The sequence below is a fragment of the Streptomyces sp. NPDC046716 genome, from assembly GCF_040645755.1.
Classification (GTDB): Bacteria; Actinomycetota; Actinomycetes; order Streptomycetales; family Streptomycetaceae; genus Streptomyces.
This window is the reverse complement of sequence record NZ_JBEYYU010000065.1, coordinates 1-20,301: the sequence shown is the minus strand read 5'-3', so window position 1 is coordinate 20,301 and position 20,301 is coordinate 1. Positions and strand designations below refer to the sequence as shown.

Here is a 20,301-nt window from a genome sequence, read left to right as displayed (position 1 = left end):
GCCGGGGTGTCTGGCACTGCGGCGGCGTGCGAAAGTCTGCGGAATGTCAGTCGAGCGGTGAGGTGCTTCCCGTTGCCGGGGCCGCACCGCGTAAGGCCGAAATTAAGCAGATCAGGTGAAGTGACCGATGGCCGTGAGTGAACGGAGGGTGAACCTAAGCAGGCGGTGTGGTTAGGTCACGGAGGGGTTACGTCACGTCACGTGGAGCGCGTCCAGAAGGGCGTCGACGAGCTTGCGGTCGCGCGGCTGGGTGAGGCGGTTGCGGGCCGCCGTGGGCGGGAGCCAGAGGATGCGGTCGACCTCGCTGTTCGGCAGGAAGGCGCCCGAGGTGGCCTCCGCCGCCCAGTAGCTGACCTTCTTGGGCCTGCCGTGGGCCGTGTAGCGCACCGTGGGCAGGGCGGCGCCCGGTGCGCACTCGTGGCCGGTCTCCTCGCGCACCTCGCGCAGCGCGGCGGCCAGCGGGGCCTCGCCGCGCTTGAGCTTGCCCTTGGGGTGCGACCAGTCCCCGTACTTGGGCCGGTGGACGAGACAGACCTCCAGGCCGTCGTCGAGCAGGGCGCGGCGCCACAGGACGCAGCCCGCCGCCAGCACGGTGTCGGGGCTGTCAGCGCTGTCAGTGCTCTCGGGGCCGTCGGGTACCGGGATGTCGGGCACGGTCATGGGGTTCCCACCGTCTCTCGCTGCCACGCTTTTCCGAACGCGTTCCTGGCGGCCTCCACCTGGTGGCGCTGGTCGGCGTGGAGCACGCCGAGGGCGTACGCCGTGGCGGGGGCGATGCGCGGGGTGCGCGCCGCGTGCGCTGCCGCGGCCGCGGCCTCCGCGGCGTCGCGGTGCGTGTTCAGGGCGTGCGCCGCGGCGGTCAGCCTTACGGGAGCCCGGTCCGCGCCGGGCAGCACCTCCTGCGCGTAGCGGTGCAGGCGCAGCAGGAGGCGTACGTGGTGCCAGGGCGCGTCCGCGTCCGGGTTGTACGGGGTGGGGAGCCGGCCGCCCGTGTGGTGCAGGGCGGTCACCGCCTCGGCGAGGCGGGACTCGGCCTCCCCGGCCAGCTTGGGCAGCGCGACGCCGCCGGTGGCCAGCGGCACCTCGCTGGCGAGCACGGCGACCCGGTCCGCCACCGCGTGGAAGCGGGGGCTGCCCAGGGACTGCAGGGCGGCGCTGTGGGCGCGCGTTCTGGCGAGGGTGAGCTGGCGGTCGAGCAGCGCCGCCGCCTTGGCCGCGCCGAGGGCCAGGGTGGTGGCGGTGGCCGAGCCGCCCGCCGCCTGCTGGGGCAGGGCGCCGGTGGAGCCGGAGGCCGCCGACGTCAGCCGGTGCAGGGCCTCGGTCAGCCGGACCAGCCGGTCCGCGCAGGCGTGCTCCTGCGCCAGCGTGCCGGACAGCCACGCCAGTTCGGGGCGCAGCTCGTCCGACCACTCGGCGTCGAGGAGCGGGCGGAAGGTGTGCAGGGTGCCGCTGATCCGGCGGGCGGCGCGGCGCAGGGTGCGGGCCGCGTCGGCCGCGGTGCCGCCCGCCGCGCCGCTCTCGCCGTGCCGGCGCAGCGAGCGCAGGAACTCGGTCGCCTGCCCCTGGAGGTACGCCCCGAGAATGTCGCCGTCCTCCGGTGCGGTGGGTGCTCCGTCGCGCGGGCCGTCGGCCGGTCCGGGGTGCGGACCGGTTCCGAACGACTCGCCGGGCTCAAGGTGTTGCTGTGCCACGCCGGCGCCTCCGGGCGTCTATGAGCATCTCCTGTACGTTCCGCAGGGGGCGTCCGGCCGGGTCCGACGGATCGGTCGCGTGCCGGGTCCAGTTGCCGTCCGGGCCCAGGTGCCAGGAGGCGGTGGAGTCGGACATCCCCGTTTCGAGCAGCCGGCTGAGGGCGGCCCGGTGGGCCGGGTCCTCGACGCGGACCAGGGCCTCGATGCGGCGGTCGAGGTTGCGGTGCATCATGTCGGCGCTGCCTATCCACACCTCGGGCTCGCCGGCGTTGCCGAAGGCGAAGACCCGGGAGTGCTCCAGGAAGCGGCCGAGTACCGAGCGGACCCGGATGTTCTCCGACAGGCCCGTGACGCCGGGGCGTACGGCACAGATGCCGCGCACCCACACGTCGACCGGGACGCCCGCCTGCGACGCCCGGTACAGGGCGTCGATGATCGCCTCGTCGACCATCGAGTTGACCTTGATGCGGACGTACGCCGGGCGGCCCGCACGGTGGTGCTGGACCTCCTTCTCGATCCGCGTGATCAGCCCCGTGCGCAGGGACTTGGGGGCGACGAGGAGGCGGCGGTACGTCTCGCGGCGCGAGTAGCCGGAGAGCCGGTTGAAGAGGTCGGAGAGGTCCGCTCCGACCTCCTGGTTCGCGGTGAGCAGGCCCAGGTCCTCGTAGAGGCGGGCGGTCTTGGGGTGGTAGTTGCCGGTGCCGACGTGGCTGTAGCGGACGAGCGACTCGCCCTCCTGGCGGACCACGAGCGACAGCTTGCAGTGCGTCTTGAGGCCCACCAGGCCGTAGACGACGTGGCAGCCCGCCTCTTCCAGCTTCCGCGCCCACTTGATGTTGGCCTGCTCGTCGAAGCGGGCCTTGATCTCGACCAGGACGAGGACCTGCTTGCCGGCCTCGGCCGCCTCTATCAGCGCGTCGACGATCGGGGAGTCGCCCGAGGTCCGGTACAGCGTCTGCTTGATGGCCAGCACGTCCGGGTCGGCGGCGGCCTGCTCCAGGAACGCCTGGACGGAGGTGGAGAACGAGTCGTACGGGTGGTGGAGCAGCACGTCGTGACCGCGCAGGGCCGCGAAGATGTCGGGCGCCGACGCCGACTCCACCTCGGCGAGGTCGCGGTGCGTGCCCGCGACGAACTTCGGGTACTTCAGCTCCGGGCGGTCGATGCCCGCGATGGAGAAGAGACCGGTGAGGTCGAGCGGGCCGGGCAGCGGATAGACCTCTGCCTCGCTGATCTTCAGCTCGCGGACGAGGAGGCTGAGCACCTCCGAGTCGATCGTCTCCTCGACCTCCAGGCGCACCGGCGGGCCGAAGCGGCGCCGCATCAGCTCCTTCTCCAGGGCCTTCAGGAGGTTCTCGGCGTCGTCCTCCTCGACCTCCAGGTCCTCGTTCCGCGTGACGCGGAACATGTGGTGCTCCTCGATCGTCATGCCGGGGAACAGCTCGCCCAGGTGCCGGGGCGCGGAGATCACGTCCTCGATGGGGACGTAGCGCTGCGGGGACGCCTCCAGGAAGCGGGAGAGCAGCGGCGGGACCTTGACGCGGGCGAAGTGGCGGTGGCCGGAGACCGGGTTGCTGACCACGACCGCGAGGTTCAGGGACAGGCCCGAGATGTACGGGAAGGGGTGCGCCGGGTCCACCGCCAGAGGGGTGAGCACCGGGAAGATCTGCTGCATGAACAGCGTGTAGAGCCGGGACTGCTCCTTGTCGGTCAGCTCGTTCCAGCGCACGACGTGGATGCCCTCGTCGGCCAGGGACGGGGCGACCTCGTCCTGGTAGCAGGCGGCGTGCCGGGCCATGAGTTCCCGGGACCGGTTCCAGATCAGTTCGAGCACTTCACGGGGCTGGAGACCCGAGGCCGAACGGGTGGCGACGCCGGTCGCGATGCGGCGCTTGAGGCCGGCCACGCGGACCATGAAGAACTCGTCCAGGTTCGACGCGAAGATCGCCAGGAAGTTCGCCCGCTCCAGGAGGGGCGTGGCCGGGTCCTCGGCCAGCTCCAGGACCCGCTCGTTGAACGCCAGCCAGCTGCGCTCCCGGTCCAGGAAGCGGCCCTGGGGGAGCTCCGCGCCGTCCTGGCTCGCGTAGTCCTCCTCGTAGTCGTCCGGGTCCGCGTCGATGTCCGCGACGATGCCGGCCAGCTTCGCGGCCGACCGTTCGTAGTCGCCGCTGGCCACCGGGTGCGGGCGGTGCGCGGCTAGGGAGCCCACGGAGGGCTGCGGGTGCGATGCCGAGGGGGCCGGGGAGGGCTCGGACTCGGCTGCGGACTGGTCCTGGGCGGCGTTCGGCTGGCTCATGGGCCCATTCTTCCGCGCGGAGACGGTCTCGGGCGCGCCGGGAAGGTCGCTGAGCGCGGGGGCGAGGCGGAGCCTGCCGGGGGTGGGCGCTTGCGGGGTGGGGGGTTCCGGCGGGGGAGAGGGGGTGTCCGACGCGGGGGGCTGCATTCCGTGAGGGTCGCAACCGTGTCTGAATCACTGGTTACGGCGATATGACGTGCGGGATATGGGCGGGCGGCTCCCCGGCGTCTATTGGGGGCCGGGGTTCGGCGGGGCGGGGTTCTCGGCGCGGGGCGGTGATCGCCTGGTTGTCGTTCGGCTGCGTCCCGGTGGGGCTTCTCGCGCGGTTCCCCGCGCCCCTGAAGGCATGCGCTGCGCGCGGCCTTCCCCTGGAGGGGGCCACCTCCCAGGCCCTCGGCTACCGGGTGCGGCGGCGGAGGATCGTGAAGGCTGCCGCCGCGGCCAGTGCGGTCAGCGTCAGGATCAGTGCCGATTCCGTCAGCTGGAGGGGCCAGTAGTGGGACGACGGGTGGTAGGTGACCGAGAAGTCCTGGAAGCCGCGGGCGCAGTGCTTGAGCTCCGCTCCGTTTCCCGCGTCGGCGCAGGCCATGTTGTTCGTGACGAGTTCCCCGTCCTTGGTCACCGCGTCGTACCGGAGTGCCTGCGCGTCGGGGGGCCCGGTCTGTGGCGTCCGGCCGTGGTCGGTGACCGTGGGCCACAGGCTGACCCGGTACCGCGTGCTCAGCCAGCCGGTCACCAGGAGCGCGGCGACCCCGGCGACGCCACCGGCCAGCGCCTTGCGGAAGAGGACTCCGCCGAGCGCGCCGACGGCGAGGCCCAGCAGGACCCGGCTGAGGGCGACCGGACCGGTACCGACGTACAGGTCCGTGTCGTACCAGGGGGTGAGGGGGCTCGGCCCGGCCGCCCACGCGAGCCGGTGCAGGACGACCAGCGGAACCGTCCCGGCGAGGAACCAGGCGGCGGGCACGGCCAGCGTCGTGGCCAGCCAGCGGGTCGGGCTGACGGACTGCACCCAGGCCAACTGCGCCGTGCCGCGCTCCAGTTCGCGCCCCACACAGACGACACCCATGAAGAGCGCCGCGATGTACGGGGTCGCGCCGATCAACGTGCCGACCAGTCGCAGGAGTTGGTCGTAGCGGGCGTATGCGCTCCCGGCCAGCTCGCAGTGCGGGGTGGCACAGGCGGCCAGATGCCGCGCGGCCGCGTCCGCCCCCGGCCCGTGGAGCCACAGCAGCAGGACGGTCGTGGCCAGGACCACCACGAACCAGGCCCCCAGGGCGATCCGGTGCAGTCGGAGCGCCGCCCACACGGTGCCGGTCGGGCGCAGCGTGCGCAGGCCGCGTGGGCCGCGCGGGAGTGCCGGGAGCGTCTGGGTCATGAGCCGGATCTCTTTCCGCGGGGCCGCGGCGCGTGGAGCGCCGGGGCGGGCTGGACGGTGCCGGGGAACCAGGGGTGAACGGAACTCATCGTGCGACGCTCCTGCGCAGGACGCGGTAGGCGATGAACACGATCAGGGCGGTCAGGGCCAGCAGCACGCCCGTCTCGACCAGTTGGAGGGGCCAGAAGTGGGAGGGCGGGTGGCCCTCGCGGTAGTAGCCGGTGATGTGGTGCTCGGCGACGCAGGCGCGGTCGCCCACGCACAGCGGGTCGGCGATGTGCGCGCCGGAGGAGGTGACCGCCCCCTCGCTCATGACCTCACCGGTGAACTCGAGGTAGTTCTGCGCGACCGTGCCCACCCGGGTCTCGGTGGGCCACAGGTACGGCCGCAGCAGCGCGACGGCCGCGGACAGTGCCACGGTGAGCGCCAGGCCGAGACCGGCCCCGGCCAGCGACCGCCGCCGGACGAGCGCCATCAGCGCGCCACAGGCGAGGCCCAGCAGCGGCAGCACGACCGTGACGGGGCCCAGGACGTCGAAGGCGCCGGAGAACCAGCGGTTCTGCGGGAGGTCGGGCGCCGCCGCGGCGACCTGGCGGCGCAGCACCACCAGCAGGGCGGTGCCGGTGACCAGGGCCATGGCGGGCAGCGCCAGCTTCATGGTCAGCCAGCGGACCGGTGACACGGACTGGGTCCACGCCAACTGGGCGGTCCCGCGCTCCAGTTCCTGCCCGATCAGGGCGCCGCCCGCGAACACGGCGACGGCCGGCGGGAGGAGCGAGAGGAAGGTGTCCGCGAACGACACGGCGTAGTGGAAGCTGCTCGCGGTCGCCCCCTTCGCGACGCACTCGTTGGCCACCGCCGGGTTGCAGTCCCCGGCGAGGCCGAGCCCCGAGGTTCCCGGCCCCCAGGCCCACAGCAGCACACCCGCGAGAAGGACGACGTACGCGGTCCACAGCCACAGGCTGCCGCGGTGCAGTCGCAGCACGGTCCAGGTCAGTCCCGACCGGGGCGACAGGGAGAGGGTGCTCACGCGGTGGCCTCCTTCTGGAGCTGCCGGGACTTCTTCGGCTGGTAGCGGCGCAGGACCAGGAAGGCTCCGGCGACGAGCACGACGGTGAGGGCGAGCAGGATGCCCGTCTCGGTGAGCTGGCGGGGCCAGAAGTCCGGCGAGGGCAGGTAGTGCCGGTCGAAGCCGGTGACGTGGTGCGCGGCGAGGCACTTCTGGTCCATATAGCACCCGGGGTCGGGGATCTCCGCGCCCGTGGAGGTGATCGCCTTGTTGTGCACGGGGATCTCCGGCTGCTGGTAAGCGCCCTGGAAGGGCCAGGAGTTGGCGCGCAGCGCACCGGCCAGATAGGTGCCGGTCCCGGCGACGACGATCGCGGGCAGCGTGCGGCGGATCACCAGCGCGGCGAAGACGCCCAGGGCCAGGCCGAACAGGACGTTCGCCACCGTCGCCGGGCCGATGTTGAAGTAGTAGGAGCGCGGGCCGATCCCGGCGATCAGCAGATGGTTGTGGGAGTGCCACACCCGCTCGTACACGGCGACGACCAGGCCGGTGCCGACGGTGACCGCGATCGCGGGCAGGCCCAGCTTGGCGGTGAGCCAGCGGGCCGGGGAGACCGACTGGGTCCAGGCGAGGCGCGCGGTGCCCGTCTCCAGCTCACGCGCGATCAGCGGGCCCGCCGCGAAGACGGCGACGGCGACCGTGGCCAGCTGGGTGAGGGTCGCCGGGTCGTAGAAGAGGGAGTCGAAGGAGGTGCCGAAGGAGGGCAGGGAGACGGACTTGCCGTCCCAGGCGATGTCCTGCGCCCCCGCGTACCCGAACGCGTCGAAGGCCTTCTGCGCCGTCGAGGCGCCGGGGCCCCACAGCCACAGCAGCAGGCCGACGCTGATGACGAGGTAACCGGTCCACACCCACAGGGCGGTGCGGTGCAGCCGCAGCACGGTCCAGACCAGGCCGTCGGCGCCGGGCGGGGTGCGCCGGAGCGGGGGCTTGCCGGAGGTCGTGGCGGGCTTGTCCAGCGTGGTGCTCATGCGGTCACCGCCGAGCGGTGCGCGGCCGCGGTGCTCGGGGTGAGCAGGGCCGGGGCCTCGGGGGCGCGCAGATGGGCCAGGAGCAGCTCCTCCAGGGAGGGCTCCTGCACCTGCCAGTCGTCGCCCACGGGTCCGTCCCTGCGGATCAGGGCGGTGACGCCGCGGCCCGAGGCGCGGGACTCGATGACGGTGTGGCCGGACAGCTCGCCGCGGCCGGTGACCAGGCTGTGCGCGCCGAGCAGGTCGTCGATGCCGCCGCCGAGCCGGATCCGGCCGTCGCCCAGGAGCAGCAGGTGGTCGCAGGCGTCGGCCAGCTCGGAGACGATGTGGGACGACATCAGTACGGTCGTGCCGTGCTCGGCGGCGTCCGCCATCAGGGTGCCCATCAGCTCGTGCCGGGCCAGCGGGTCCAGGTCGGCCATCGGCTCGTCGAGGAGCATCAGCTCGGGGCGCTTGCCGAGGGCGAGGGCGAGGGCGACGCGGGTGCGCTGGCCGCCGGAGAGCGAGCGGATCTTCGCCTTCGGGTCGAGCGAGCCGGCCTCGACGATCTGGGTCGCGTAGGCCGCGTCCCAGCGGTCCTTGTTCAGCTCGGCGCCCATGCGCAGGGTGTCCGCGACGGACAGCTGGGGGTGCAGCGGCTTGTCCTGGGGGAGATAGGCGACCTTGGCGCGGTTCTCGCCGGGGGCGGCGCCGAGCACGCGCAGCTCTCCCGAGCTCTGCCGCAGCAGCCCGGCCGCTATCGAGAGCAGGGTCGACTTGCCCGCGCCGTTCGGCCCGACGAGGGCGCTGATCCGGCCCGTGGGCAGCCGGAACGAGCAGTCGTCGAGGGCCGCGGCGCCCAGTCGGCCGTAGCGCTTCGCGAGGCCCGTCGCCTCGATCGCCGTACTCATGAAGTCCCCTTGGTGGTGGTGCTGAAGTGTGCTTCCAGTGCGACGGTGAACAGGGCCGCGACGTCTTCGCGGTCCAGTCCCGCCTCTCTCGCCCGTCTCGTCCAGTCCTCCAGCTCGCTGCGCAGCGGTGAGTCGCCCGGGCCGGAGCCCAGGGACTTGCGCACGAACGTGCCGAGTCCCCGGCGGGCCTCCACGAGGCCCTCGCGCTCCAGCTCGCGGTACGCCTTGAGCACCGTGTTCGGGTTGATGGCCGTCGCCTCGACGACCTCGCGGGCCGTGGGCAGCTTGTCGCCGGGCTCGAGCATGCCGAGCCGCAGCGCCTGCTCCGTCTGGTGGACGATCTGCAGGTAGGTGGCGACGCCGCTGTGGCGGTCGATGCGGAATTCGATCATCGGCGCGGCCGGCCGGTCGTCCTTGGCCACTGGCGTACCCCCCTTTCACTAATCAAGTAGTGAAAGGGTGATGCAAGAGAGGGGGCGGCGTCAAGTGACGCCGCCCCCTCGCCCGATATGTGCGCCGGGTCCCGGGTGTTATGACTCGGTTCGGTACATCAGATCCGTTTCGTACGTCGTGAAGCCGAGCCGCTCGTACACGCTCACCGCCGCCTTGTTGTCCGCGTCGACGTAGAGCATCGCCGTCGGGAGCCCGGCCGCCGCGAGATGGCGCAGCCCCGTCGCGGTGAGCGCCTTGCCGAGGCCGCCGCCCTGGCCCTCGGGCGCGACTCCGACCACGTACACCTCGCCGAGCCGCTCCTCCGCGTGCACCTTCGTCCAGTGGAAGCCGACCAGTTCCTCGCCCTTGAACGCGAGGAAGAAGCCGCGCGGGTCGAACCACGGCTCGCCCTTGCGGTCGTCCAGGTCGCGCTGGGTCAGGGAGCCCTGCTCGGGGTGGTGGGCGAACGCCGCCGCGTTCACCGCCAGCCACGCCGCGTCGTCCTGGCCGGGCACGAAGGTGCGGATCCTGACGCCCGCCGGGAGCGCCGGCTCGGGCAGCTCGAGATCGGTCAGCGGCCGCCGCATCTGCCGCAGTTCACGGAAGAGCGTCAGGCCGAGCACCTGCGCCAGATGGCGCGCCGCGCTGTGCCCGCCGTGCGCCCACACCCGCAGCCGCTTGCCCGACGCCGCGAGCAGCGCCGCGCCGAGCGCCCGCCCGTGCCCGTGCCCGCGCTGCGCCGGGTGCACCACCAGCTCGGCCGCCGGGGCCTCCACCGGGTCGGTGTCCTCCAGCTGGGCGTAGCCGACCAGGCCCCCGTCGACCGAGAGCAGCAGATGCGTGACGCCGTCGCGCTCGCCGCGCAGATGGAGCCGTCCCTGCTCCGACACGGCCTGCTGGCCGTCGGCGCGGGCCGCGTCGGCGAGCAGGGCCAGCACGGCGCCGGACTGCTCGGCGGAGAGCGAGGTCAGGGTGTCGATACGGCGGCCCGGGAGGGCGGGATCGGGGATGTTCGCGGGGTCCGTGGTCATGGTTACGAGGGTACGGCGGGGGCCCCGCGGGGAGTCGGCAACCAGCTCGTAACCTGCAATCCCCTGTTGTGCTACGCGCGTTGACCCTAGGCTGCCCGGCAGTCGCAGTCTTCGTAGAGCACCCAAGGGGATCCTCCATGCCCACCAGGACGAACCGGCGTCTGAGAACCGCGCTCGGCGCCGTCGCCACCCTCGCCACCGCGGGGGCGCTGATGGCCGCCATGCCCGCGAGCGCGGCCCACGACCGGGGCCACGGCCACGGTCACGGCCAGGGCGGCGGCCGCTACCAGGACGTACAGCTGCTGTCGTTCAACGACTTCCACGGGAACCTGGAGGCGCCGGCCGGTTCGTCGGGCCAGGTCACCGAGAAGCAGGCCGACGGCACGACGAAGCAGGTCGACGCGGGCGGTGTCGAGTACCTGGCCACCTCCCTGCGCACGGCGCGCAAGAACCACCCCTACAGCGTGACGGCCGCCGCCGGTGACCTGATCGGCGCCAGCCCGCTGCTGTCCGGCCTCTTCCACGACGAGCCCACCGTCGAGGCCATGAACAAGCTGGACCTGGACGTCACCTCCGTCGGCAACCACGAGTTCGACGAGGGCGCCACCGAGCTGGCGCGGATGCAGAACGGCGGCTGCCACCCCACCGACGGCTGCTACGAGGCGGGCAAGAAGTTCAAGGGTGCCGACTACCCCTACCTCGCCGCGAACGTGACGAACGAGAAGACCGGCAAGCCGGTGCTCGCCCCCTACTGGGTGTGGAAGCACAAGGGCGTGAAGGTCGGCTTCATCGGCGTCACCCTCGAAGGCACCCCGAACATCGTCTCGGCATCCGGCGTCAAGGGCCTGAAGTTCCACGACGAGATCGAGACGGTCAACAAGTACGCGAAGATCCTCGACAAGCAGGGCGTGAAGTCGATCGTCGCCCTGATCCACGAGGGCGGCGCCCCGGCCTCGTCCGCGTACAACTACGACTGCGACTCCGCGGGCGCCGGCTCCGGCGTCTCCGGCCCGATCGTGGACATCGCCAAGGGCATCACGCCGAAGGTCGACGCCCTGGTCACCGGGCACACGCACAACGCGTACGTGTGCACGATCCCGGACCCGTCCGGCAACCCGCGCATGGTCACCTCCGCGTCCTCGTACGGCAAGCTCTACACGGACACCACGCTGACCTACGACCGCAGGACCAAGGACATCGTCCGTACCTCCGTGAAGTCCGCGAACCACGTCGTGTCCCGTACGCAGGACAAGGCCGCCGACATGACGGCCCTGATCGGCAAGTGGAACAAGCTGGCCGCGCCCGTCGCGAACCAGGCCGTCGGCTACATCTCCGGGGACATCGCGGGCCGCGGCGCCGGTACGCCGGAGGAGCCGCTCGGCGACCTCATCGCCGACGCGCAGCTCGCGCACGCCACGTCGCTCGACCCGAAGGCGAGCCTGGCCCTGATGAACCCGGGCGGGGTCCGCTCCGACCTCGTGTACAAGGCGAGCGGCGCCGAGGGCGACGGGGTCGTCACCTACGGCGAGGCGTTCACCGTGCAGCCCTTCAGCAACACGGTCAACCTGGTCGACCTCACCGGCGCGCAGGTCGTGCAGGCGCTCCAGCAGCAGGTCAGCGGTTCGAACGAGGCCTCGCCGAAGATCCTCCAGCCGTCCGCCGGGCTCACGTACACGCTCGACATGACGAAGTCCGGCGCGGCCCGCGTCGTCACCGACTCCATCAGGCTGAACGGCGCGGCGATCGACCTGGCCGCCACCTACCGCGTCGCGATGAACTCCTTCCTCGCGGGCGGCGGCGACGGCTTCGCGGCGCTCGGCGCGGGCAAGAACCCGCTGGTCGGCGCGGACGACCTGAAGGCGTTCAACGACTACCTGACGGCCAACTCCTCCGCGGCGAACCCGATCGCGCCGCCGAAGGCGGACCGGATCACGATCGTGAAGTGACCGTACGAGAGGCGGACGGGGCACGCCCGTCGAAATAGGCGGCCATAAGGCTCTTATCGGATAAATTCGGGCAAAGGTCTGTCCTTGCTGTCCGTGCCGTCCGGGAGTCTGATGATGCGTCACCGTCCATGGGGGGTGCGGCTGCGGGGCCTGGGCGCCGCGGCCGCGCTCACCTTCACCGCGGTCGCCGCCTGGCCCGGCCAGGTGGCAGCCGACGTGCCGTCACCCGCGGCCGGGGAGTCCGTCGTCACCGTGAAGACGGGCGGCGACCGGAACGGGGACGCGACGGTGGCGCCGCTCGCCGGAGTCCGGCTCGCCCTGTACGCGAGCGAGACCGCCACCGAGCCGCTGCCCGACGCCTGGGCGCGGTGCACCTCCGACGCGGACGGCGACTGCAGCTTCACCGTGCCGGACACGGGCGGCGGCGGGGCCAACGAGGGGCAGCGGTACTGGGTGCGGCAGCTCGCCGGGGGCGTACCCGCCGGCTGGTACACCAATCCGACGCTGCGCACCGGCAAGGGCAGCGGCTCCGGCTCGGTGGAGTCGACGTACCAGTTCCGGACGCCGGCCCTGGCGGACGGGCAGACGTACCGCTCGACCGGCGACTTCATGAAGAGCACCAGCTGGTCGTCGACCCCCTACGTCGCCTCGGGCGGCATCTGGCAGCAGTCCCGTACGAACCCGCCGTTGCCCGAGTCCTGCGGGCTCGACGTCGCCGTCGTGCTCGACCTGTCGTCGTCCGTGGGCAGCGCGCTGCCGCAGCTCAAGGCGGCCACCGACCAGTTGACGGACACGCTGAGCGGGACGCCCTCGCGGATGGCGCTGTTCTCCTTCGACAAGACCTCGCCGCCGACCACCGGCACCTCCGCCAACCACCCCGACCTGATGTCGGTCTCCACGAAGGCGGGCGCCGACTCCTTCAAGTCCCTCTACGCGGACTGGACGCTGGGCTCGGGCACCAACTGGGACCAGGCCCAGTACGCGGTCGCCAAGGCCGCGCCGGTCTACGACCTCGTCATCGTGCTGACCGACGGCAACCCGACGCGGTGGAGCAACCCGTACACCGGTGACGGCTCCAACACCCACTTCGCGGACGTCGAGGGCGGCATCTTCGCCTCCAACGCCGTCAAGGCGAAGGGCGAGCGGGTCGTCGCGGTGGGCGTCGGCAAGGGCGTCGAGGGGATCTCCGGGCTCAACCTGCGGGCGATCTCCGGCCAGGAGGCGTTCACCGGCGACAACACGGCGACCGCCGACTACTACCAGACCGACGACTTCGCGGCGGCCGGCCAGGCCCTGCACGACCTGGCGCTGTCGCACTGCGAGGGCACGCTGTCCGTCATCAAGCAGATCGTGCCCGCGGGCAACAAGGGCGAGGACGTGACCGGCGCCGAGAACGCGGAAGCGGGCTGGCAGTTCGACGCGTCCACCACCACGGCGGGCATCGAGGGCCTGCCGGACAGCGAGACGACCAAGGACGACGGCACCGGCGGTGTCGTCTTCCATCCCGCGTATCCCGCCGGGACCACCCACGCCGACGTGACGGTGGCCGAGCAGCAGCACAGCGGCTACGACCTGGTCACCCAGGGCGGCAAGAACGCGGTGTGCACCAACCTCGACACCGGCGCGGACGTAACCGTCACGAACACCGGGACCGCCGCGGCGCCCGCCTTCACCGTGGACGTGCCGAGCCTGGGCGCCGTCACCTGCACCGTCTACAACAAGCCACCGCAGACCGCCGATGTGCGGGTCGACAAGGTGTGGGACATCGACGGCACCCGTTACGAGCACGCCGACCGGCCCGACGGCTTCGACGCCGCGGCGACCCTCACCGGCCCCTCCGGCACGGCCCCGCAGGCCCAGCCGTGGGGCACGGCCCGCGAGGGCTACACCGTCGGCGACACCACGACCGTCGCCGAGACCACGACGCTGCCCGACTCCTGCACGCTGACCGGCAGTCGCGTCACCGACGCCAACGGCACGGAGGCGGACGAGGCGCTGCCGTACCGCGCCGAACTCACCGAGGAGCACAACACCTTCGGGATTCTCAACAAGGTCACCTGCAAAGCCCGGCTGACCCTGGTGAAGAAGGTCGTGAACGAGCACGGCGGCACCGCTTCCCCGGCCGACTGGACGCTCGGCGCCGACGGCCCCGACGACCTCTCCGGGGTGACCGGCGCGGACGCGGTGACGAACGCCGAGGTCGAGGCCGGGACGTACACGCTCGCCGAATCGGATGGGCCGGAGGCATATGACGCCGGGGACTGGGCATGCGAGTCAGCCGGGGGCGCCGCGGTGCCGGTGACGGACGCCGAGGTGGCCGTGGCACCCGGCGCCGATGTGACCTGCACGGTGACGAACACGGACCGGGCGGCGGCGACCCCGACGCCCACCCCGACGCCCACGCCCACTCCGACGCCCACGCCGACCCCGACGGTGACGCCGCCTCCGACTCCGTCGCAGCCGGTCCCGTCCACCCCGACGGTCCCGCCGGGTGACAAGGATCACGGTGGCGAACTCGCCGACACCGGTTCCGGTTTCGGGCCCACCGCGTGGTCGGCGACGGCTGCCGCCCTGCTCGTGGCGGCGGGCACGGTGCTGGTGACGCGGCGTCGGCGGAGGCGCTGAGGCCGCGCTGAAGTGGCGCGTTACCGTGCCTGCGGTGTGCACGGCTTGCGAACGGGGTCGGTACGTATGGTGAAATCGGCTGATGCGTACCCCCCACCGCATATCCAACGACCGCGTTCCGTTTGATGGTTGGCAGGAGGAATCGGTTCCCGAGCAGCCGGCCGGCGCCCCCGGCCGGTACGCCAGTCCGTACGACGAACTGGCCGACCTCGACGGCGACCGGCGCGCCGACAACCCGCTCGACGACGTCCTCCACGAGGACCCGGCGTACCGGGACGACGAGGAGTGGTCGCCGCCCGACCACCGCAGCCGCGGCCGGCGCCGCTTCGGCAGCCTCTCCCTCGCGGTCAAGGGCGTGGTCGCGGTCCTCGTCCTCACCGCGTTCCTCGCCCTCGCCGACCGCTGGGCCGTCCTGTACGCGGAGCATCGCGCCGCCCAGCAGCTCAAGAAGGAGCTGAAGCTGACGGCCGCGCCCGAGGTCGAGATCCAGGGCTTCCCCTTCCTCACCCAGCTCGCCGACCGCCGCGTGGACGAGCTGAAGGTGACGGTCCCCGACGTCGCCGCCGACCGCATCACCCTCGCCAAGGTCCAGGCGACCGCGCAGGACGTACGCATCGAGGGCGACGGGCTCACCGGCATCAGCGGCGCGACCGTCGACCGGATGCAGGGCGAGGTGCTGCTCAGCTTCGCCGACCTCAACCGTGAGCTCGGCGCCTCCCAGGTCACCTTCAATGGGCACGGCGACAACCGGGTCCTCGCGCGCGGCACGCTGCCCGTCGCCGGGCACGACCTGAAGGTGCGCGCCGACGCCACGATCCAGCGGCTCGGCGCCTCCGGCATCTCCACCGACATCGACAACATGAGCCTCGCGATCGGCGACCTCGCCACCTACCGGCCCGGCACGGGCGCCGACCAGGGCCTGCATCTGACGCCCAAGTCCGTCGCCCGGCTCACCGCCGAGACCGACAAGGCGCGCCGGATGCTGTCCATCCCGGCGATCGTGCACCGCGTCGGGGTGCCCGCGAGCGCCGTGCGGCAGGCCGAGCGCAGCGACGACAAGCTCAGCGAGCTGACCGGGTCCCCGCGCTTCGTGAAGAAGGTGATGGGGATGAACCTCATCGACATCGCCATGGACAACCCCTGGCTGCTCCAGAAGCTGGGCATCGACCCCCGTCTGCTCGACGGCCTCACCGAGCTCACCCGCCCCGAACTCGCCGACCGCCTCTCGCTCGCCTTCCAGCTGCCCAGGCTGCCGGGCGACCACGGGTACGTACGGCTGCGGGACGTGAAGGTCGAGAAGGGCGGGATCCGGGTGGATCTGTCGGGGGCGGGGCTGTCGGTCGGAGGCTGACCGAGGGGAGTTGCAAAGAAACACTTGCAAGGGTTTCTTTGCATAGCTATCTTTGTACGCATGAAGGAGCCCACCCCGCCCAAGGTCCGTGATCTCGACGCCCGCTCGCTGCGCGGGCTCGCGCACCCGCTGCGCATGCGGCTGCTCGACGCCCTGCGCTTCGACGGGCCGGCCACCGCGTCCCAACTGGCCGAGAAGCTCGGCGAGTCGAGCGGCGCGACCAGTTATCACCTGCGCCAGCTCGCCGCGCACGGCTTCGTCGAGGACGTGCCGGAGCGGGGCAAGGGGCGGGAGCGGTGGTGGGGGGCGGTCTATCGCGGCCTGACCGTCGACAACGCCCTGCTGGAGGACCAGGACCCGGAGGTGCGCGGCGCCGCCGACTTCTATCTGCACGAGGTCGCCACGTCGCAGATGCGCAATCTGTCCACCTGGCTCGGCAGCCGCCGCACCTGGCCCGAGGAGTGGTCCCGGGCCGCGGACATGAGCAGCGACACCCTGCGGCTCACGCCGGAGCTCGCCGAGGAACTGGTGGAGAAGATGCACGCCCTCGTCTCCGAGTACCGCGATCTGGCCGTCACCGAGAACGACTCCCGGGCCGAGCGGGTCCGCGTCCACACGCACACGTTCCCCATCAGCAGCGACTGACATCAGCAGCGACGGACCGAAAGGCTTTGCCATGCACTCCGAGATCCATCTCGCCCTGCACGACGGCCGCGCCGCCGGCCTGCGCGCCGAGGCCGACGCCGACCGGCTGGCCGCCACCGTCCGGGACCGGCACCCCGTCGCCCTGCGCACCCGGCTCGGCTGGACCCTCGTCGAGGTCGGGCTGCGGCTGGCCGCCCCGGCGAAGGGGACGGCGCCCGCTCCCGCGTGACTGCTAGGGCGCTTCGGCCGGCTGGTCCGGGGGCGGGGTCGGCGCGCCGGGCAGTCGCATCGTCGCCACGGTGCCGCCGCCGTCCGCCGCGGCGAGCGTGACCTCGCCGCCGTAGCTCTCCACGGTGCGGGCCACGATCGACAGGCCCAGGCCGGAGCCCGGCAGCGCGCGGGCCGTCGGAGAGCGCCAGAACCGGTCGAAGACGTGCGGGAGTTCGTCGGCCGGGATGCCGGGGCCGTGGTCGCGCACCGTCAGCGCGCCGCGCATCAGACGGACCTCTACGGTGCCGCCGGGCGGGCTGAACTTCACCGCGTTGTCCAGCAGGTTGATGATCGCGCGCTCCAGCGCCGCCGGTTCCGCCCGGACGTACCAGGGGGCCAGCTCGGAGACGATCTTCAGCTCGGGGCCGCGCAGCCGGGCGCGCTCCAGGGCCTGGCGGGCCGTCTCGTGGAAGGAGACGACCTTCAGGGGGCCCTCGGTGCCGCTCAGTCCGGACCGCGACAGCTCTTGCAGATCCCCGATGAGCGCGGCCAGTTCGGTCATCTGTGCCTTGACCGACGCCATCAGCGCCTTGCGGTCGTCCGGGGGGATCGCGCGGCCGGTCTCCTCGCTGCGGGTGAGCAGTTCGATGTTGGTCCGCATCGAGGTCAGGGGGGTACGCAGCTCGTGGCCCGCGTCGGCGATGAGCTGCTGTTGCAGCTCGCGCGAGGAGGCGAGTGACGCCGTCATGGAGTTGAAGGAGGCCGAAAGCCGGGCGATCTCGTCGTCGCCCTCCACCGGGATACGGACGGTCAGGTCTTCGGTGGCGGCCACGTGTTCGACCGTCTCGGTGAGCTGGTCGACGGGGCGCAGCCCGGTCCGGGCGATCCAGAGCCCGGCCGCGGTGGCGCCGATGACCCCGATGCCGCCCACGGCGAGGAGGACCCAGGCGAGGGTGGTGAGGGGCTGGGTGATCTGTTCCATCGGGCTGGCGATCGACACCGCTGTGTCCGGAATCCGGACCCGGTCCTGGTTGACCTGGTTGACGACCTGCACGGTGAACACCCGCATGGCCTTGCCGTCCACGTCGTCCGTCGTGTGGAGGGCCGATTGCTCGGTGCCGGCCGCGACGGCCAGATCGGACGACTGCACCGGGATCTTGGCGTCACCCTGCGACGTGCACACCTGGCCACTGGTGGTGATCACCTGGATGGTCGGGCCGGGGAAGGAGCGGGTGTCCGAGGGGGAGCCGGACTGACAGCTCCGGGCGATGGCCACGATCTGGTCGGACTTCACCGAGCTGACCTGGTGCCGCAGGTCGTTGTCCATCTGCTCGGCCAACTGCTTCTGCGTGATGAACCAGCACGTCACCGCCACCGCCGCCACCGCCACCGCGACGGCCACCGACACCAGCAGCGCCAGCCGGGACCTGAGCGGCAGGGTGCGCAGCCGCCGGACCAGGGTGTTCACTCAGCGCTCCCCGATCGCAGCACATACCCCACACCCCGCACCGTGTGCACGAGCCGGGGCTCGCCGCCCGCCTCGGTCTTGCGGCGGAGGTACATCACGTACACGTCGAGCGAGTTGGACGAGGGCTCGAAGTCGAAGCCCCAGACCGCCTTGAGGATCTGCTCGCGGGTGAGGACCTGGCGCGGGTGGGCCAGGAACATCTCCAGGAGGGTGAACTCGGTGCGGGTCAGTTCCACCGTGCGGTCGCCGCGGGTGACCTCGCGCGTCGCCAGATCCATCCGCAGATCGGCGAAGGACAGGACGTCGGAGTCGTCGGGGCCGTCAGCGCCCGCCGCCGACGCGTACGAGCTGCGGCGCAGCAGCGCGCGGACCCGGGCGAAGAGCTCGTCGAGCTCGAACGGCTTGACCAGGTAGTCGTCGGCGCCCGCGTCGAGACCGGTGACCCGGTCGCCGACCGTGTCGCGGGCGGTGAGCATCAGGATCGGGGTCGTGGAACCGGTGGCGCGCAGCCGCCGGGCCGCGGTCAGGCCGTCCATCCGCGGCATCTGGATGTCCAGGACCAGCAGGTCCGGCCGGTAGGCGGCCGTCTTCTCCAGCGCGTCCGCGCCGTCGACGGCGACCTCGGTGCCGTAGCCCTCGAAGGCGAGGGAGCGCTGCAGGGCCTCGCGGACGGCGGGCTCGTCGTCCACGATGAGGATGCGGTGCCGGTCTTCGCGGTCGCCTTCGGCGGGGCTCATGGCGTGGGCTTCCTTACGTACGGGATTGAGTACTGCGGCGGACCATCAGCCTCGCACGGCGGCGCGGCGCCCGCGTGCGACCCGGCGGGGCGCCGCGGCGGGGGCCACTTCGGGGGCCCGGGTGACCGGCGGGGAGAGCGTCGAGGCGACGGCGAGGGCGAGCCGGATGTCGGCGGGGCCCGTGGTGGCCCCGGGGTGACGGTGCACGGTACTGATCATGAGGGTTCTCCCTGTTCGTCGGTGCTCGGCGCGGTGGCGGGTCAGCTGTCGGAGCCCCCGGCGCGCAGCGAGTCGAGGTCGGCCTTGACGGTGTTGATCGGGATGGCGAAGCCGAGGCCGACGCTGCCCGCGCTCGACGACGACGAGGACGAGTCCGAACTGGCCGAGTACATCGCGGAGTTGATGCCGATGATGTTGCCGTTCATGTCGATCAGGGCGCCGCCGGAGTTGCCCGGGTTGAGGGACGCGTCGGTCTGGATCGCCTTGTACGTGGTCGTGGACGAGCCGGTGTCGCCGTTGAACTCCTGGCCGCCGAACTCGAACGGCCACTGACCGCTGCCGCCCTGCTGTTGCTGCTGCTGCTCCTGCTGGCCCTCGTCCGTGGAGACGGTGACGTCGCGGTCGAGCGCGGAGACGATGCCGCTGGTGACGGTGCCGGTCAGGCCCTCGGGAGAGCCGATCGCGACGACCTCGTCGCCGACGCCGACGTTGGCGGAGTCGCCGAGCGTCGCGGCCTTGAGGCCGGAGGCGTTCTTCAGCTTGATCAGCGCCAGGTCCTTCTTGGCGTCGGTGCCGACGACCTCGGCGGTGTACGACTTGCCGTCGCTCGTCTGCACCTTCACGGAGGAGGCGCCGGAGATGACGTGGTTGTTGGTGAGTATCTCGCCGTCACTGGTGATGATGACGCCGGAGCCGGTCGACGAGCCGTTGCTCAGCGTCGCGTTGATCTCGACGATCGACGGGCTGACCGCTTCCGCCACTCCGGAGACGGTGCCCTTCTTGCTGCTGGGCACGACGTTGGTGCTGGTCGAGGAGGACGCCGTGGTGGAGGAGCCGGTCAGCTCCTGGAAGGCGTACGCGGTGCCGCCGCCGACGACTGCCGCCGCGACGGCCACCGCCGCGAGGAGCCCTACCGGGCCGCGCAGCCGCTTCTTCCCGGCCCGGGGTTCGGGTTCCGGGTGGGGGATCGGCTCGTAGGCCGGAGGGGGCGGCCAGGCGCTGTCCACCGGGGTGGAGTGCGGGGGGTTCTGCTGCGGGGTCTCGGAGTACGGGGACTGCTGCTGGCCCTGGGGGTACTCGCCGTCGCGGCGGAAGCTCTCGGTCATGTCGGTAAGCCTGAGCCGCGTTCATGAGAGCCGCCTGAGCGTGCCCTGAGAGTCCCGGCAGAACCCTGTTTGCCCGAAATAAAGACGGGCCGTCGATGATCTGCGGCCCGGTGGGGGCTGGTCGCGCAGTTCCCCGCGCCCCTGAAGCGAGCTGCGCTCGCTCAGGGGCAGGGGAAGGCGCGCGCAGCGCATGCCTTCAGGGGCCCGATTGCGCCACTGCGAGCGATGCTCGGAGGCCC

At 72.0% G+C, this 20,301-nt stretch carries 18 protein-coding genes; 5 read left to right on the top strand and 13 right to left on the bottom strand.

Going from position 1 to position 20,301, the window contains the following annotated elements:
• Nucleotides 1-192 precede the first annotated feature (192 nt).
• The 9 genes from ABZ930_RS34210 to mshD all read right to left on the bottom strand — a co-directional run bounded on the left by ABZ930_RS34210 (nt 193) and on the right by mshD (nt 9,755).
• On the bottom strand, nt 193-660 hold the full coding sequence (locus tag ABZ930_RS34210; protein ID WP_361556847.1) for an NUDIX hydrolase: 468 nt from the start codon (nt 658-660) through the stop codon (nt 193-195).
• Nucleotides 657-1,583 carry a CHAD domain-containing protein gene (locus ABZ930_RS34205; RefSeq protein ID WP_361556898.1) on the bottom strand — a complete coding sequence of 309 codons (927 nt, stop codon included), beginning with the start codon at nt 1,581-1,583 and terminating at the stop codon, nt 657-659. Before ABZ930_RS34205 ends, ABZ930_RS34210 begins: the two co-directional genes overlap by 4 nt.
• 88 nt (nt 1,584-1,671) lie before the next feature.
• A complete protein-coding gene (locus ABZ930_RS34200; RefSeq protein ID WP_361556844.1) occupies nt 1,672-3,987 on the bottom strand; it encodes an RNA degradosome polyphosphate kinase in 2,316 nt (771 codons plus the stop codon).
• Between the two features lie 397 nt (nt 3,988-4,384).
• Nucleotides 4,385-5,365: a hypothetical protein gene (locus ABZ930_RS34195; protein WP_361556841.1), complete on the bottom strand. Its 981-nt coding sequence runs from the start codon at nt 5,363-5,365 to the stop codon at nt 4,385-4,387.
• 85 nt (nt 5,366-5,450) lie between these two features.
• Complete coding sequence (locus ABZ930_RS34190; protein WP_361556838.1) at nt 5,451-6,395, bottom strand: hypothetical protein; 945 nt, start codon at nt 6,393-6,395, stop codon at nt 5,451-5,453.
• On the bottom strand, nt 6,392-7,402 hold the full coding sequence (locus ABZ930_RS34185; RefSeq protein WP_361556835.1) for a hypothetical protein: 1,011 nt from the start codon (nt 7,400-7,402) through the stop codon (nt 6,392-6,394). Before ABZ930_RS34185 ends, ABZ930_RS34190 begins: the two co-directional genes overlap by 4 nt.
• A complete protein-coding gene (locus ABZ930_RS34180; RefSeq protein WP_361556832.1) occupies nt 7,399-8,292 on the bottom strand; it encodes an ABC transporter ATP-binding protein in 894 nt (297 codons plus the stop codon). The genes ABZ930_RS34185 and ABZ930_RS34180 overlap by 4 nt, the downstream gene beginning before the upstream one ends.
• Complete coding sequence (locus tag ABZ930_RS34175) at nt 8,289-8,684, bottom strand: GntR family transcriptional regulator (protein ID WP_353947131.1); 396 nt, start codon at nt 8,682-8,684, stop codon at nt 8,289-8,291. The genes ABZ930_RS34180 and ABZ930_RS34175 overlap by 4 nt, the downstream gene beginning before the upstream one ends.
• Nucleotides 8,685-8,822: 138 nt before the next feature.
• Nucleotides 8,823-9,755, bottom strand: coding sequence for a mycothiol synthase (gene mshD / locus ABZ930_RS34170; protein ID WP_361556829.1), 933 nt, complete (start codon nt 9,753-9,755; stop codon nt 8,823-8,825).
• 137 nt (nt 9,756-9,892) lie between these two features.
• On the opposite strand from mshD, the gene ABZ930_RS34165 reads away from it, so the two are divergent.
• The 5 genes from ABZ930_RS34165 to ABZ930_RS34145 all read left to right on the top strand — a co-directional run bounded on the left by ABZ930_RS34165 (nt 9,893) and on the right by ABZ930_RS34145 (nt 16,551).
• Nucleotides 9,893-11,701: a bifunctional metallophosphatase/5'-nucleotidase gene (locus ABZ930_RS34165; RefSeq protein WP_361556827.1), complete on the top strand. Its 1,809-nt coding sequence runs from the start codon at nt 9,893-9,895 to the stop codon at nt 11,699-11,701.
• A 114-nt stretch (nt 11,702-11,815) separates the two neighbouring features.
• A complete protein-coding gene (locus tag ABZ930_RS34160; protein ID WP_361556824.1) occupies nt 11,816-14,326 on the top strand; it encodes a hypothetical protein in 2,511 nt (836 codons plus the stop codon).
• Between the two features lie 82 nt (nt 14,327-14,408).
• Nucleotides 14,409-15,677, top strand: a complete 1,269-nt coding sequence (locus ABZ930_RS34155) for a DUF2993 domain-containing protein (protein WP_361556821.1) — start codon at nt 14,409-14,411, stop codon at nt 15,675-15,677.
• A gap of 60 nt (nt 15,678-15,737) precedes the next feature.
• Entirely contained in the window at nt 15,738-16,322 is a 585-nt protein-coding gene (locus ABZ930_RS34150; protein WP_361556819.1) for a helix-turn-helix domain-containing protein, read from the top strand.
• A gap of 31 nt (nt 16,323-16,353) precedes the next feature.
• Nucleotides 16,354-16,551 carry a hypothetical protein gene (locus ABZ930_RS34145; RefSeq protein WP_361556816.1) on the top strand — a complete coding sequence of 66 codons (198 nt, stop codon included), beginning with the start codon at nt 16,354-16,356 and terminating at the stop codon, nt 16,549-16,551.
• Between the two features lie 3 nt (nt 16,552-16,554).
• Here ABZ930_RS34145 and ABZ930_RS34140 read toward each other — a convergent pair whose 3' ends face one another.
• Genes ABZ930_RS34140 through ABZ930_RS34125 form a run of 4 tightly spaced genes read right to left on the bottom strand, consistent with a single transcriptional unit; the run spans nt 16,555 to nt 20,062 of the window.
• Complete coding sequence (locus ABZ930_RS34140; RefSeq protein ID WP_361556813.1) at nt 16,555-18,000, bottom strand: HAMP domain-containing sensor histidine kinase; 1,446 nt, start codon at nt 17,998-18,000, stop codon at nt 16,555-16,557.
• Nucleotides 17,997-18,737, bottom strand: a complete 741-nt coding sequence (locus ABZ930_RS34135) for a response regulator transcription factor (protein ID WP_361556810.1) — start codon at nt 18,735-18,737, stop codon at nt 17,997-17,999. The genes ABZ930_RS34140 and ABZ930_RS34135 overlap by 4 nt, the downstream gene beginning before the upstream one ends.
• 45 nt (nt 18,738-18,782) lie before the next feature.
• A complete protein-coding gene (locus ABZ930_RS34130; RefSeq protein ID WP_361556807.1) occupies nt 18,783-18,956 on the bottom strand; it encodes a hypothetical protein in 174 nt (57 codons plus the stop codon).
• Between the two features lie 41 nt (nt 18,957-18,997).
• Nucleotides 18,998-20,062 (bottom strand): trypsin-like peptidase domain-containing protein, encoded by a 1,065-nt coding sequence (locus ABZ930_RS34125; protein ID WP_361556804.1) that lies wholly within the window; start codon nt 20,060-20,062, stop codon nt 18,998-19,000.
• Nucleotides 20,063-20,301 lie beyond the last annotated feature (239 nt).